We start from the raw sequence: 14,168 nt of genomic DNA, 5'->3' as shown, positions 1-14,168 counted from the left end.
GTGGTACTTAAGCTTACGACAATTCCGACCAGTGGTTAAGCGTGCCCAGCAAATAAAAAAGGCCGAAACTGGTGCAAATCACAGAACTCACCATCCAGAATGTCACTGAGTTTTGAGTAATGGCTGGATGACTGGTCACAAACGGCAATATCAACCCCGCCAGGCCTCTCACCAGATAGACAAGGGTAATCAGCACCAGCGCGGTTTTCAACAGAGGTAAGCGCACTATCACGCCGGCCGCAGATAATGCGTAGAGTCCCCAAACTGCGAGAATTGTGGCGATGATTAAGGTGGTGATCATGGGTTGTTTGCTGCCCATTTCTGCCATTTTCGCCATTTGCTCTCCGGCGCCAAAAAAGCGATACCAGCCAGGCCCACCGAAGACGATGGCAACGTGTAACAATGAGGCGATAAAACTGCAGCAGGCAGCAATGATAAGTTGTGTTTGTCCGTTCATGGTGCTTCCCTGAAGTTAACCTTGTGCTCTATAGCAATTACACCTGACGCAATTGCTGCAGAATCAATCCAGCCTGGGTGCGGTTATTGACTTCCAGCTTCTCTAAAATAGCCGATACGTGATGTTTAACAGTGCGTTCCTGAATTTGCAATTCCCACGCAATTTGTTTGTTAAGCAGGCCGTCGGTCAGCAGTTGCAACACTTTAAATTGTGCCGGTGTCAGTTTTTCCACTTTGGCCGCCAGCTTTTTTTCTTCTGATTCGGTTTCGGTGACCTGAGATAAATCAATATCCTGCGGCAACCAGATCTCGCCGTTAGCCACCATATCCACGGCCTCTGAAATATGCCCCAACGAGGCGGATTTGGGAATGTAACCGCTGGCCCCTAGATGAATGGCCCGGGTAATAATGGCCGGATCTTCATTTCCGGAAACCATAATTACCAGGATATCTGGCCAGGTATGGCGTAACTCGGTCAGACCACTAAAGCCATCGCAACCAGGCATATTCAGATCGAGAAAGATAAATTCCACTTCGGGTTGCGCAGTTAATGCGTCCCGCACTTCCGGAAAACTCTGCGCTTCGATGATCTGGCATTTCCCCAGGGATTGCAAAATTGCCTGAGTTAACGCAGCACGAAATAATGGATGGTCGTCAGCAACAATGGCTTTCACGGCATCAGGGGTAAACATAAATTCTTCATCCCCGTAATGTACTTGAAGGACTCACCAGAAACAATTCAACAGATAAAAAAGGCAGGTGCAATTGCACCTGCTCACCTATGCCAAAATCCACAGAAAAAAGACTTCTTTGCAGGCATTTCCAAGACAATCAGGCAGCTATCGTCCCTGTGCTGTTGTGCTTTGAGGCCGAGTCAGGCACTTTGATTGTCATCTTCCGGCTCTTGTGTTTTTGATGTGTGAACTGCATAAGAGCACCGTTATTACACAGCTCACACACCGCCAACTCAGTGCTTAAGCCATTACCTGAAGTTAATTTCTGTTGTCATTCGACACCACACACACTTAGAACCGGTAACCCACTGTCAACGTAACAGTACGAGGGTCACCATAATAAGCAATCAGGGTATTGTCGCCGCCCAGACCTGGCGTGTACTTACTGATATCAGTAGGGTCCGTTGGATCTGGCGTTACAAACTGATAGCCACCTACCATATACTCTTCGTCAGTCAGGTTTTTAACATGTAATCCGGCCGTCCAGTCACCGCTGGCGCTGTACCAGTTCAGACTCATATTCAGCAAACCATAACCGTCCTGGGTTAACAGGCTGTCTTCTTCAAACAACACATAATCATCACGGTAGTAGTAGTTGGCATTGAACACAAAGTCGCCAAATTGATTATCAAAGGCGTAGTTTAACCCAAGGTTATAAGTCAGCTCCGGCGTATTAGAAATGGTAAAGCGGTCAGACTTATCAAACAGTTCACCGGTGGTCGGATCGGTATCCAGTACTTCGGTAAACTCTGCATCAATCCAGCCAAGATTTAAGTTCAGCGTCAAATCATCCGTTGCCAGGTAAGTAAATTCCGCTTCAATACCGTCAGCCTTGGATTCACCGGCATTCGCCAGACGTTGATTCAAATCGGCAAAACCGTCGCCGGGCAGAATCGAAATGTACTGACGATCTTTGTGATCCAGAGTAAACCAGGTCAGGTTGGCTCTGAGATTATCACCCCAGTCGCTTTTCATCCCCATTTCAAAACTGTCAACGATTTCCGGATCAGCGGCAGGTTCTGCTGTCGTGGCACGCGGGTTATAAGTACCGGATTTAAAGCCTTGCGAATACGACGCGTAGAACATGATGTCGTCCGTGTGCTGGTATTCCACCCCAACGCGTGGTGTAAAGCGGGACCAGTCGTCTTCGTCATCCAATACATTGGGGACAAGGTCGCCGTCAGGACGAATATATCCGTCTACCCAACCGGTTTCCGGATACACATTGTCAAACACTAAACCGTTGTCAACTGTGGCTTCCCGCTCATCTTTGGTATAACGCGCACCCAGCGTCATGGACCATTTTTCACCGATATCAAAGCTACCCTGTGCATACAGGGCCGTACTGTTAGAATTACTGCAGCCCGCAACTTCACGGGTTAAACCAGGCGCTCCCAGGGACGCACCAAGAATACCCAGAATGGCTTCAAACTGACCACAGGATTCGCCGTCGTAATAATACAGACCAGACACCAGACTGAATCCGTCTGCGCTGTAGTTTAACTGCAACTCGTGAGTGGTTTGTTCATCGTCATAGATGGCTGGTACGTCAAAAATCGGCAGTGGCGTATTGTCAAAGTCAATGTTGGTCGGTGAATAGCTCTCTCTGTCCGCAAAAATATACTTCAGAGTGGTATTGTCGTTAATATCCCAGGCCGCTGTCAGGCTAATGCCTTCCAACTCAACCTTGTTCCAGGTAGGTAAGCTGGTGTACGAATCGTAAACACTGTCGGGCACCGGAGCATCGGTCAGCAGGCTGGGTAGCAAACGGTAGCCGCCTTTGGCGTTGGAATCATCATCCGTTTTGTCCCAGGCCAGACGGAAAAACAAATCATCAGACGGTTGATATTCCAGCGTTAAGCGCGCTGCGGTCACGTCTTTGTTGTAGTTTTCCCGATCCTGATCCGGTAAATCTGATTGCAGATACTCACCAAAACCATCACGATTTAAACTGGCAAATCCGAAGCCAACGTAAAGTTGTTCGCTCAGCGGATACTGGCCGGTCATTTTCAGGTCTCGTTGACCATAACTACCCACCGAGGCTTTCACTGAAAACTCCGGATCTCCGGACATCGGCTTGGTGACATATTTCACGGCACCACCAATAGTGTTTTTACCGTACAAGGTACCTTGCGGTCCCCGTAATACTTCAATACGCTCCACGTCAATGATATCCAGTACCGCTCCCTGAGGACGCGCCAGATAAACATCATCGATATAGATACCAACACCCGGCTCATAACCCCAGAGCGGATCTTGCTGGCCGACACCCCGAATAAACGCGGTAAGGGTACTGTTGGTACCACGGCTGCGCTGCAGTGTCGTGTTAGGCGACAAAGTCTGAATCTCAGTAATTTCTGCCATGCCTTTTTCAGCCAGCTCTACGGCAGAAACCGAAGTGATGGCCACCGGCACTTCCTGAATGCTCTCTACCGTTTTACGGGCAGTTACCTGAATTTTCTCCAGGCCTTTGGTTTCGCTTTGGTCAGTTTCCTGTGCCAATGCGTTCGTTGATAAAACACTACCAGACAGTGCCAATAAAATTGCCAGAGACAATTTACTGCGTGCACCGCTGCCAGTTTGCCCTGTATCGGACTGTCTTTTGTTAAAATTCATCGCAATATTCGTAGTTGTGTTGTTCATGGTACATACCCTTTACTGTGCCATATCTGTCTCAGGAAGTTCTTTATTTTTATTTATTTCAACAAGTTACCTGCTCAGACACGAGCGGTTTTAAGCCCGCCTACTCTCAATGTCAACAATACATTAACCAATTTTTTACAATCGCGATGCTGTACTTAAGTACCATATGAAATTTTTCGGGCCTGTTTCAGAATCAACCCGAAACTCCTTCATCTCAATGTCAGTTTTGTAGGGTTTTACAGTCACCTCCTCGGCGCAGGCTGAGGAAGTGGCTGTCTTAAAGACGTTGGTTTTGCTTATGCAGTAAGGGCAACGGCAACAGGAGTACGACATCTTGACAGAAATGATTGGAATGATAGGGCTTATTGGTGGTTTGGCACTGCTGATAGCACTGACCATGCGGGGCATGAATTTGTTTATCAGTGCCCCGCTGTGCGCCATCCTGGTGGCACTTTGCAATGGATTACCACTACTGGCTGAAAATGAAGACCTGGTCAGTTTTTACATGACTGGCTTCACCAGTTTTATCGCATCCTGGTTTTTTATGTTTTTGCTGGGCTCATTGTTCGGCAAATTTATGGAAGATACCGGATTAGCAGACAGTGTTGCCCACTGGATTGTGGGTAAACTGGGTATGCAACATGCGGTGTTTGCCATTATTGCGGCGTGCGCCATTTTAACCTACGGCGGGGTAAACTTGTTTGTAGTGGCATTTTCCGTCTATCCCATGGCATTGAGTTTATTTAAAGATGCCAACCTGCCGCGGCGTTTTATTCCGGCAGTACTGGCCTTTGGCTCGGTGACCTTTACCATGACGTCAGCCGGTTCACCGGAAATACAAAACTGGATCCCCATCAAATATCTGGGCACAACGCCTTATGCTGGCTGGCAGGTGAGTCTTATCGTGGCGGTATTTATGGCCACGTTTGGTTACTGGTGGTTAAAGCGAATGATTGGCAAGGCAGTGGCCAACGGCGAACACTTTGAACACAGAGAAGACGATCCTAGCTGCACAAGTCCGGAGCAAAAAGACCAGCTTCCCCATCCGGCGATGGGCTTTATTCCCCTGGTAGTGGTTCTGTTATTGTCCTTTTTCCTGCACGACGCCTTTGGTCACAAAGCACTAATTTTAGCCCTGGGTGGTGGCGTGTTGACCATTCTGGTGATGTGTTTCACCTACTTCAGAAATCTCAGTAACGCCATCAATGAAGGCACAACCGGTTGTCTGATTGCAATAGGTAATACCGCCGCTGTGGTTGGTTTTGGTGCTGTAGTCAAAAACACCGAAGCCTTTCAGGTGGCAGTGGATGTTATGACCCATATTCCGGGGAACGAGTTAATTGGAGCTGCAGTGGCAGTATCGGTGATCGCTGGCCTGACAGGTTCCGCATCCGGTGGCCAGGCCATCGCACTGCCGTTGCTGGCTCCCCATTATATGGATCAGGGGGTAAATCCCGAAGAACTGCACCGGGTTGTCGCAATCAGTTCCGGCGCACTGGATACCCTGCCTCACAACGGGTATGTTGTTACCACTATTCGGGCCATTTGTAAGGAAACTCATGCCAGCGCTTACTGGTCCATGTTTGCCATGAGCGGCGTAGTCCCGCTGATTGGACTGGCTCTGGCAGTAACCTTATTTATCCTGTTTTAAGTTGACTGAGATGCAACAACCATGAAAAAAATTCCCTGTCTCCCCCTGTTTCGCAAGCACCTGTTGGCCCTGCTCAGTTTACTGCTGTTTTGTCAGTTTAGCTGGGCCAGCTTTCTGGTGGAAAAACAACGTTTCAGCATAGACAATTTTCAAACCCACAATGGCAAAACCATTCCTAACGTCACCCTGGGCTGGGAAGCTTACGGACAACTGAATGCGGACAAATCAAACGCCGTTTTGATCACCCATTATTTTACCGGCAGTTCCCATGCCGCTGGTAAATATCACGAATCGGACGCCAAACCCGGTTACTGGGATGCCATTATTGGACCGGGAAAAGCCATTGATACCAATCGCTTTTATGTCATTAGTATGGATACCCTGGTGAATGCCAACGCCAATGATAAGCAAGTGATTACTACCGGCCCAGCCTCAATTAATCCGGAAACCGGAAAACCCTGGGGCTTGTCATTTCCGGTGGTCACTATTCGCGATTTTGTGGAAGCGCAAAAAGCCCTTACCGACAGTTTGGGTATCAAAAAACTGCATGCCGTCGTGGGGCCTTCCATGGGCTCGATGCAGGCCATCGAGTGGGCGGTGGCCTATCCGGAACAGGTGGGTAAAATGATATCGGTTATTGGTGTGGCTGAAGCGGACGCCTGGTTAGTGGCCGGACTGCAAAAGTGGTCTGCGCCAATTTTAAACGACCCCAACTGGCAGCAGGGTGATTATTACGACAAAACGCCTCCGCTGGCCGGATTAACCCGGTCATTGGCAACCATTACTCAGGAAGCCATGCATCCGCGTATTTTCAATCAGCTCAACCCTCAGCATTCCGCCATGGAAGCAGGGCCTGCAGCCAGTATCACCCAAAACTTTAAGGTAGTGGACTGGCTATATAGCGCTGCACAAGGTCGCGCCAGCAGCATGGATGCCAATCATATTTTGTATCTGGTGCGAGCCTGTCAGTTATTTATCGCCGGTCATGAAGGCAACCTGCAGAACGCGCTAAACAAAGTGCAGGCCGAAACCCTGTTTCTGCCCGCCACCGGAGATTTATTGTTGTTTCCGGAGATGGCGAAACAGGCCCACCAGCAATTGCAGCAAGCCGGAAAAACATCACACTATGCTGAAATTCAGGGGGACTGGGGCCATCTGGACGGCATTTACGGCATCCAGCAACAAGCAGATACCATCAAACAGTTTTTGGAGCAGTAGCTATGGCAAAATCTTATCTCAATCTCGTTGCCTGTGGTCTGGTCATTGCCACAGTCTCAGTGCCTGCTCATCAGGCAATGGCGGATACTGACCCGCTCAGGCTAGAACTGAATAACAAGATCACGGTTTCCGGCGTTTCCTCCGGTGGCTATATGGCGAATCAATACCATATTGCCCATTCTGACAAAGTCTCCGGGGCCGGTATTGTGGCCGCAGGACCGTACCTTTGCTCAGAAGGCAACCTGATGACGGCCATGAAGCAATGCCTGGCCGATGGTGCGCCCCTGCAACAAAAAGACTTAACCCAATCGGTTAAATACGCCGCTGACAAAGCGCTGATAGCCAATCCGGAAAACCTTAAAAACGACAGAGTCTGGTTGTTGCACGGTACCCTGGACAATCGGGTTGGGGCCAGTGTTTCAGATGCCCTGCATACTCAATATCAGGCATTGCTAGCCACAGCCCACATTCAGTACGTGCAGGACAAGCCCTTCAACCACGGCTTACCCACCGAAGATTTTGGCGTTGCCTGCAGTGAAACCAGTACACCTTTTATCAATAACTGCGACTATAACGCCGCCAAAGTAATGCTGGATTGGCTGTACCCTGAACAAGCGGCGGACGAGTCAAGCCCTTCAACCGGCCAGCTCTATACTATTCCACAGCCAACAGAAGTTAATGACAGCGCCACCGGACTGGACGAAAACGCCTGGTTGTACGTGCCTGAGCAATGTGCCGCAGGTGAACCCTGTGAGCTGCACGTCAGTTTCCATGGCTGTCAGCAAAATTACGCCACTATTGGAACGGATTACATCGCAAATGGCGGCTTCAACAGTCTGGCAGAGCAGAAAAATCTGGTGCTGTTATATCCGCAGGTGGCTTCCGGTAACCCATTAAATCCACTGGCCTGTTGGGACTGGTGGGGTTACACGGGGGATAATTTTGCCGAGCGTTCTGGGGCGCAATTAACGGCGATAACGCAGCTGATTGATGGCTTGCAATCACAACCTTTCACAGGAGAGGCACAATGAAACACAGAGTTTTAATCACCGGTGCCGCCAGTGGTATCGGCCTGGGAGTCGCCAGATTATTAGGCGAAGAGCATCAACTTATTCTGACCGACCTGAATGCGGATGCTTTGCAACAGGCACAGAGTGTGTTGCGGGAAGAAGGCATTGAAGCGCAGACTTTCGTATTAAACGTTACTTCACAACAGGATATTGATGCCATGGTAGAACAGCTGGATGCACCAGTGGACGTGCTAATCAACAATGCCGGTATCCAACATGTCAGTCCGCTGGAGAGTTTTCCCATGGATCGCTGGCAATTGATTGTAGATATACTGCTGACCGGCCCGGCCCGGCTCACCCGCGCCTTGTTGCCCGGTATGCGTAACCAGGCTTTTGGTCGCATTATCAATATTGGCTCTATTCACGGTCTGGTGGCATCCCCCTATAAATCCGCTTATGTAGCCGCAAAACACGGTCTGGCAGGATTCTCCAAAGTGCTGGCGCTGGAAACTGCTGATACCGATATCACCATCAACACCATCTGCCCGGCCTACGTAAAAACCCCTCTGGTGGAAAAGCAAATCGCGGATCAGGCGCAGGCCCATGGCATCAGTGAAGAAGAAGTGATCAACAATATTATGCTGGAGCCGATGCCGAAAAAGGCCTTTATCGATATCGCTGAGATTGCCCATACGGCGAAATTCCTGATGGCCAAAGAAGCCCGCAACATGACCGGCCAGTCACTGGTGCTGGATGGCGGCTGGACAGTTCGATAATTTTTGTTATTGGCGTTTCCCCGATGCCACTCGGGGAACTCCCCCCTTTAAATCTTCAACGCAAAATCACTATTTTTTCTTTCATTAATCTAAACTTTTTGCCAGATCCCACGCTATAATTGCCACCTTTATCCTTAACGAAAATGATTATGGGATCTGTACCTCGATTATTACCTGAATGGGTATCTCAGGAAGCGATTTTACTCAGTTGGCCTGATGCCCAGACAGACTGGGCTGACTGGCTGGAAGATGTGCAAAACACTTACATCTCGCTGATCAACAAACTGAATACCTACTCCTGCCCGGTTATTTTGTTGGCGCGCCCGGAGCAAATTCCCCTGTTGCAGGAAAGACTGCATCCCAGCTCCAGCGTGATGTTGCTGCCTGCCGATTACAACGACACCTGGATTCGGGATTATGGCTTTTTAACCTGCGAGTTAAGTGGCCATCGCTATCCGGTGAGTTTTACCTTTAACGGTTGGGGCAACAAATTTGATGCCAGTAAAGACAACCGGGTAAATTGCGCCTATCTGGCAGATATGTGTCGCAAACAATTAACCGAATTTGACCTGGTGCTGGAAGGCGGCGCGCTGGAAATCAATGGTGACGGTTTATTATTGTCCACCGAACTTTGTCTGACCAATCCTGAACGCAATGGCGACATGACACTGGCCAGTTATGAAAAGCGCTTTGCCGAGCAGTTAGGCGCAAAGCGCACGATTATTTTAAAGCACGGCCACCTGGAAGGCGACGATACCGACGGCCATATAGATACCCTGGTGCGGTTTACCCCGAAAAATCATTTAGTGATCCAGACCGCCTTTAATCGCCCGGAAGACAGCCATTTTCAGGGACTCAATGATCTGCGGAATGAATGCCAGCAACAATTGCCGGATAGTGAAATTTTTGAATTACCGCTACCCCACATTGTCAATAAAGAAGGTGACAGATTGCCTGCGTCTTACGCCAACTACCTGCTCAGCAATAAACACGTTTTTGCACCAGTGTACGACGAAGCAGAAGACAATCTGGCGATTCAGACCCTTGAAAAAGCCTATCCGGACTACAAGGTTATACCGGTAAATTGTCGGGCATTAGTAGAGCAGTACGGTAGCTTGCACTGCATCAGTATGCAAGTACCCACAAACACTTTAAAGCCTGAAATTATTGAACAGTTAAACCGTGGAGTGACAGTTTATGAGTGACCGCAAGCTCACCGTTGGTCTGGTGCAACAGGCCATTGCCGACAACGACAAACACAAAAACTGGGAAGCCAGTAAGGTCCAAATCGAACGTCTGGCCAAAGAAGGCTGTCAACTGGTGATGCTACAGGAGCTGCACAGCACCCTGTATTTTTGCCAGGAAGAAAACACCGATTTTTTTAATCTGGCAGAGCCGATCCCTGGCCCTGCCACCGACTATTTTGCGCAAATCGCGGCCGATCTGAATATCGTTCTGGTGACCTCTCTGTTTGAAAAACGCGCTGCTGGGCTGTATCACAACACCGCAGTGGTGTTTGACGGCAAACAGGGCATGGTGGGTAAATACCGCAAGATGCATATTCCGGATGATCCGGGCTTTTATGAGAAGTTCTATTTTACTCCTGGCGACCTGGGTTTTACCCCGATTGACACCTCCGTGGGCCGTTTAGGCGTATTGGTTTGTTGGGACCAGTGGTATCCGGAGGCCGCCCGATTGATGGCTATGGCCGGAGCAGAAATTCTGCTTTATCCCACAGCAATCGGCTGGGATAAAACCGACAGCGAAGAAGAGCAGCAAAGACAATTTGGCGCATGGCAAACCATTCAGCGCGGTCATGCGGTTGCTAACTCATTACCTGTTATGGTGGCCAACCGCACCGGCTTTGAAGCCTCACCTATGGTGGGCGATCCTGGTATTCAGTTTTGGGGACAGAGTTTTATCGCCGGCCCTCAAGGTGAAATTCTCGCCAGTGCATCCGCTAATAAAGAAGAAAATCTGATGGTGACCTTTGATATGCAGCGATGTGAATCGGTGCGTCGTATCTGGCCTTATTTCAGAGATCGCCGCATTGACGATTATCAGGATCTCACCAAGCGCTGGCGCAGTTAATCATACTCTCAGGCTGAGTGTCCGCTCAGCCTGGTTATTTCCCTCACCTTGTCTTGCGGCACATAGCGCTGCAATACCTCGATAACTTCCTCCTGATGCCAGAGCGCAAAACCTTGTCGTGCAAGCGCCGTAAAGTGCTCGGTTTCAGGCAAACCAAAATATCGCTGTCGGGTTATATCCTGCTCGTAACAATCCAGTTGCCCACACAGCTGCAACTGTTCAACGGCCTTGAGTATCATTTGCACGCCGAGCGGGTATAACTTAAGAACGTGCCCAAACAAAGATACAGAGCTATCAACCGATACCCTTGCAGTATCGATAATGCTCCCGGTATCTATGTCACCGGAATCAATATAATGCAGTGTGCAACCTACCTGTGACTCTCCGGCAAGCAGAGAATGTAAGGTGGTCAGTATGCCCTGGTATTGCGGCAGCAATCCGGAATGAAGGTTTAGCACGCCCAATCTGGGCCCCTGGATAACCGGAGATTTGATGATTTTGCCAAAGCGGATGGAAATTACCAGGTCAGGTTCAGATGCTTTAAATGTTGCCAGCCCCTCTGGCTGATTAATGTTTTCCAATACACGGCAACCATTTTCGCCACTATTTCCGCCTAGTTCTCCCAGCTCATCAAAAGTCAGATAACGCGCTTTGTTTTTTTGCTGCTCTGCCAACGGGCAAATCACCTGATTAAACAATGCCTGCTCTAAAAACTTCAGTTGCTTTAACGCCTCAGGTATTACCCAGTCCTTTTTCGGCAAGCCTACAGACTCAGACAAAAACACGGTCACATTATGTTGTTCAAATAAGGGCCGTAGCAGATTAAGCGCAATGTTTGCGTGCAGGTCCCTGTTAGCAAGAATGGTAATCTTCATCAGTCACTCGCGAGGATAGCGTCTTATCACCTTAACGCAAAACCGATGAAAAGGTCAGCCCTGAATCTGACAAACTTTTAAAGGTCGTTTATTGGTTAAGTGCTTCCAATGCGTGCTTGGGATCAGCATCTAAAATTTTAAGTAAGGCGCGAGCAGGACCTGTTGGATGGCGGCGGCCTTGCTCCCAATTTTCTAACGTGCGTTTGCTCACACCCAATACGTCAGCAAATCGGGCTTGTGTTAATCCTGTTTTGGCGCGAATGGCTCTTACTTGCGGCTCAGCAAACTTCGTTGTACGGGTAGGCCTGGCATTACCTTTGATGATATCGTTGGCTTGACCAACACTCTCTATTAATTGTTTAAACAAGTCGTCATTCATTCTGACCACCTCTCTACGATTTGCTTTAGCTTTTTAAGCTGTGCGTCTGTCAGGTTGTCCTGCACATTTTTCGGGTAAGCCAATAACATATAAATTTGTTCGTCGTCGGTCATCAACTCAGTTATGAACTTGGTGAATATAGGCATTTCAATATTTACTATTTGGTGACTTTAACACTAAACAAAAATACGCCAATGACGCACTTAATTTACATAAAAAAGAACCTAACTTTTAAACATAAGATTAAAGTGGTGGACGGCAGCTTTAAGGAAGCGGAGGGTCAGAGCAATATTGTTCCATGACAACTTTGAGCAAATGCAAACATAGCGCCCCTCATAAATAAGCCATAATTTCTTCAGCGAAACATTGAGCTTTGGCAGTTTGCCCCACATTGAAGACTATAAGTCCTCCCCCAAGTACAGGCGATGAGCTTTGCCAACTTCGGCCACAAGTTCATCCATATAGCCAAAGGCGACCAAACCGGATTTATTCGCGTAATGCGACCAATTAGAAACCGTCTCCACCACAGCCTTTACCACTTTCTTAGCTTTCGCTTTACCAATGTCAGCAAAATGCGCCACAGCTAATAAATCGTCCAACTGAATATCTCGTGTTTTACCATTAATGGTCATTTGATGCTTACTTGTCCAGCCAGTACCATTACTATAAGTGATATCGTAAGCTGGCGACAGCCGCCAAACACCAGACTGATCCATTAAAAATGAAATGTTCTTTGTGTGATCATCTTGGTTAACAGACACCACATTGAAAACCATCCGCAAATAGAACTGCTCAATTTCTTTGGCCGATAAACCTAGCTCACGCATAACGCCTATCGCCTGCTCATAAGAGTAGCCGCCAGATACGTTGAAATCATAGTGAGCCATACCACACAGCGATTGCATATGAATCTTGTCACCACCATTAAGCCTGTCAAAGCGCCTGGTCATAAAGTGAGAACGCCCGTTTTCTTCAAACAAGCGACATTCATTCATTTCAACGCCAGCATCCAGGGCCATTAAGTAATAAGCGTATTCAAGTAAACCAAAACCTTTCGGATCTGAAAGCAACTCCTTATCTTTATTGCCATCAACGCCATCAAACTTTAACAAGTAGTAATCGAAACCTTCACCAGCCGGGGCTTGACCAGTTTTAATGACATTGGTTTCTTTATTCCAAGCAATAACCGCTTTTGCTCGCGCACCGCCAGCTGATGTACCAACTAAAATAATTTGCTCAACAGTTTCGCGTCGCGCATCCTGACTCTCATGAGCAAACGTCGTATTTAACTCAGTCTTTTCTTGGAGCGCCTCATTCGCCAGATCAACAAGCTCACTTAATTGAATCTCAGATACGCTTTCTTTGATCTCACCAACAGTCGGCTTAAACTCTAACCCCCCCATACCACGAGAGCCGATATAACAAAGACGCTCTATTGGACTGAATGATTCTGGATCGCGAGATTTATGCTCTAGCCACTGGTCAATTAATCGGTTACCAAACTTGTCCGGCAAACTATCGGCCAACATTCCTGGCAAACCTTTAAAGGTTTCTTTTGATAAATCACCAAACGAATAAGACTTACCGCTTAACGGCATCTTAATTGGTGACAACTCAATGCCCGAACGCTGAAAATGCTTTGAATACTCAAAGAACCCCAATCCCCTTTGCCAAGTGACTGAGCCTATCAATGTATCCCACAGATATATATCAGCCTTTTCGATTACTTCTGCCATTACTTGTCCTTATCTCCATGTAATTGTTGAATCGGTTTATTCCACTCAAAACCCGTTGACGGCTCTTTTCCACCCTTAGGTTTTGATACACGCTTACGCTTTTCATTTCTTGCTGTAAGCAAAGATGCTGACTTAATTGGCGGCTCCGGCATAAAGTTATCTATTTCATGTAACTTGCCCAAGGCACGCATTACAGCTAACACCTTTATCATTCCAACGCTTCGTTTACCCCCCTCTAAGCTCTGAACCGTTGAGACATTTACGCCAGCTTTATCAGCCAACTCCTGTTGCTCTAGTCCTTCATTAAGACGTGCCTGTAAGAATCGCTTACCTATCACCTTCAAGATAGCTGCATTACTTTTTCTATCGAGCTCCATAATAGTGCCAATTTCCGTTATAGTGTTTATAATATTGACAGTATAATGTAAATAAACATTATTGCGAAAACCAATTAATAGTGTGAAAAAGCATTATTATGTAGCTAAAACCTGCAGTACAATGCTTATATTCACTATTATGAGTTTGCATTTATAGGAACCTTAGCGTCTGCCAACGCATTAAGACGCAGAACCCAACTTCCCTTGTCAGCCCATTTTTAA

General features: G+C 47.9%; 14 protein-coding genes. 6 read left to right on the top strand and 8 right to left on the bottom strand.

The annotated features are described in order from the left end of the window. Positions 1 to 13: 13 nt before the first annotated feature. From LJ740_RS05570 to LJ740_RS05560, 3 genes are all read right to left on the bottom strand, one after another. Positions 14 to 457: a hypothetical protein gene (locus tag LJ740_RS05570; protein ID WP_229528088.1), complete on the bottom strand. Its 444-nt coding sequence runs from the start codon at positions 455 to 457 to the stop codon at positions 14 to 16. Between the two features lie 37 nt (positions 458 to 494). After that, entirely contained in the window at positions 495 to 1,148 is a 654-nt protein-coding gene (locus LJ740_RS05565) for a response regulator (RefSeq protein ID WP_229528087.1), read from the bottom strand. A 333-nt stretch (positions 1,149 to 1,481) separates the two neighbouring features. Further along, the gene (locus LJ740_RS05560; protein WP_229528881.1) at positions 1,482 to 3,806 is read right to left on the bottom strand and encodes a TonB-dependent receptor; all 2,325 of its coding nucleotides are present in this window, start codon (positions 3,804 to 3,806) and stop codon (positions 1,482 to 1,484) included. Positions 3,807 to 4,176: 370 nt separating this feature from the next. Here LJ740_RS05560 and LJ740_RS05555 point away from each other — a divergent pair, with 370 nt between their 5' ends. The 6 genes from LJ740_RS05555 (at position 4,177) to LJ740_RS05530 (ending at position 10,579) form a co-directional block, all read left to right on the top strand. Further along, a complete protein-coding gene (locus LJ740_RS05555; RefSeq protein ID WP_229528880.1) occupies positions 4,177 to 5,484 on the top strand; it encodes a GntP family permease in 1,308 nt (435 codons plus the stop codon). Between the two features lie 21 nt (positions 5,485 to 5,505). Further along, positions 5,506 to 6,702: an E22 family MetX-like putative esterase gene (locus LJ740_RS05550; RefSeq protein ID WP_229528086.1), complete on the top strand. Its 1,197-nt coding sequence runs from the start codon at positions 5,506 to 5,508 to the stop codon at positions 6,700 to 6,702. A 2-nt stretch (positions 6,703 to 6,704) separates the two neighbouring features. Then, positions 6,705 to 7,733, top strand: a complete 1,029-nt coding sequence (locus tag LJ740_RS05545) for an extracellular catalytic domain type 2 short-chain-length polyhydroxyalkanoate depolymerase (protein WP_229528085.1) — start codon at positions 6,705 to 6,707, stop codon at positions 7,731 to 7,733. Further along, the gene (locus tag LJ740_RS05540; protein WP_229528084.1) at positions 7,730 to 8,488 is read left to right on the top strand and encodes a 3-hydroxybutyrate dehydrogenase; all 759 of its coding nucleotides are present in this window, start codon (positions 7,730 to 7,732) and stop codon (positions 8,486 to 8,488) included. Before LJ740_RS05545 ends, LJ740_RS05540 begins: the two co-directional genes overlap by 4 nt. A 149-nt stretch (positions 8,489 to 8,637) precedes the next feature. Continuing rightward, positions 8,638 to 9,693, top strand: a complete 1,056-nt coding sequence (locus LJ740_RS05535; RefSeq protein ID WP_229528083.1) for an agmatine deiminase family protein — start codon at positions 8,638 to 8,640, stop codon at positions 9,691 to 9,693. Then, positions 9,686 to 10,579, top strand: coding sequence for a carbon-nitrogen hydrolase (locus tag LJ740_RS05530; protein WP_229528082.1), 894 nt, complete (start codon positions 9,686 to 9,688; stop codon positions 10,577 to 10,579). The genes LJ740_RS05535 and LJ740_RS05530 overlap by 8 nt, the downstream gene beginning before the upstream one ends. An 8-nt stretch (positions 10,580 to 10,587) precedes the next feature. On the opposite strand, the gene LJ740_RS05525 is transcribed toward LJ740_RS05530, so the two are convergent. From LJ740_RS05525 to LJ740_RS05505, 5 genes are all read right to left on the bottom strand, one after another. Next, positions 10,588 to 11,454: a formyl transferase gene (locus LJ740_RS05525; protein ID WP_229528081.1), complete on the bottom strand. Its 867-nt coding sequence runs from the start codon at positions 11,452 to 11,454 to the stop codon at positions 10,588 to 10,590. 88 nt (positions 11,455 to 11,542) lie between these two features. Further along, positions 11,543 to 11,833: a NadS family protein gene (gene nadS, locus LJ740_RS05520; protein ID WP_229528080.1), complete on the bottom strand. Its 291-nt coding sequence runs from the start codon at positions 11,831 to 11,833 to the stop codon at positions 11,543 to 11,545. After that, on the bottom strand, positions 11,830 to 11,979 hold the full coding sequence (locus LJ740_RS05515) for a hypothetical protein (RefSeq protein ID WP_229528079.1): 150 nt from the start codon (positions 11,977 to 11,979) through the stop codon (positions 11,830 to 11,832). Before LJ740_RS05515 ends, nadS begins: the two co-directional genes overlap by 4 nt. 252 nt (positions 11,980 to 12,231) lie before the next feature. Further along, the gene (locus LJ740_RS05510; RefSeq protein ID WP_229528078.1) at positions 12,232 to 13,569 is read right to left on the bottom strand and encodes a type II toxin-antitoxin system HipA family toxin; all 1,338 of its coding nucleotides are present in this window, start codon (positions 13,567 to 13,569) and stop codon (positions 12,232 to 12,234) included. Next, a complete protein-coding gene (locus LJ740_RS05505; protein WP_229528077.1) occupies positions 13,569 to 13,946 on the bottom strand; it encodes a helix-turn-helix domain-containing protein in 378 nt (125 codons plus the stop codon). The genes LJ740_RS05510 and LJ740_RS05505 overlap by 1 nt, the downstream gene beginning before the upstream one ends. Positions 13,947 to 14,168: the final 222 nt, after the last annotated feature.

Origin of the sequence: Planctobacterium marinum, from assembly GCF_020687805.1 — a bacterium.
GTDB classification, from domain to species: domain Bacteria; phylum Pseudomonadota; class Gammaproteobacteria; order Enterobacterales; family Alteromonadaceae; genus Planctobacterium; species Planctobacterium marinum.
This window is presented reverse-complemented; position numbering and strand designations above follow the sequence as displayed.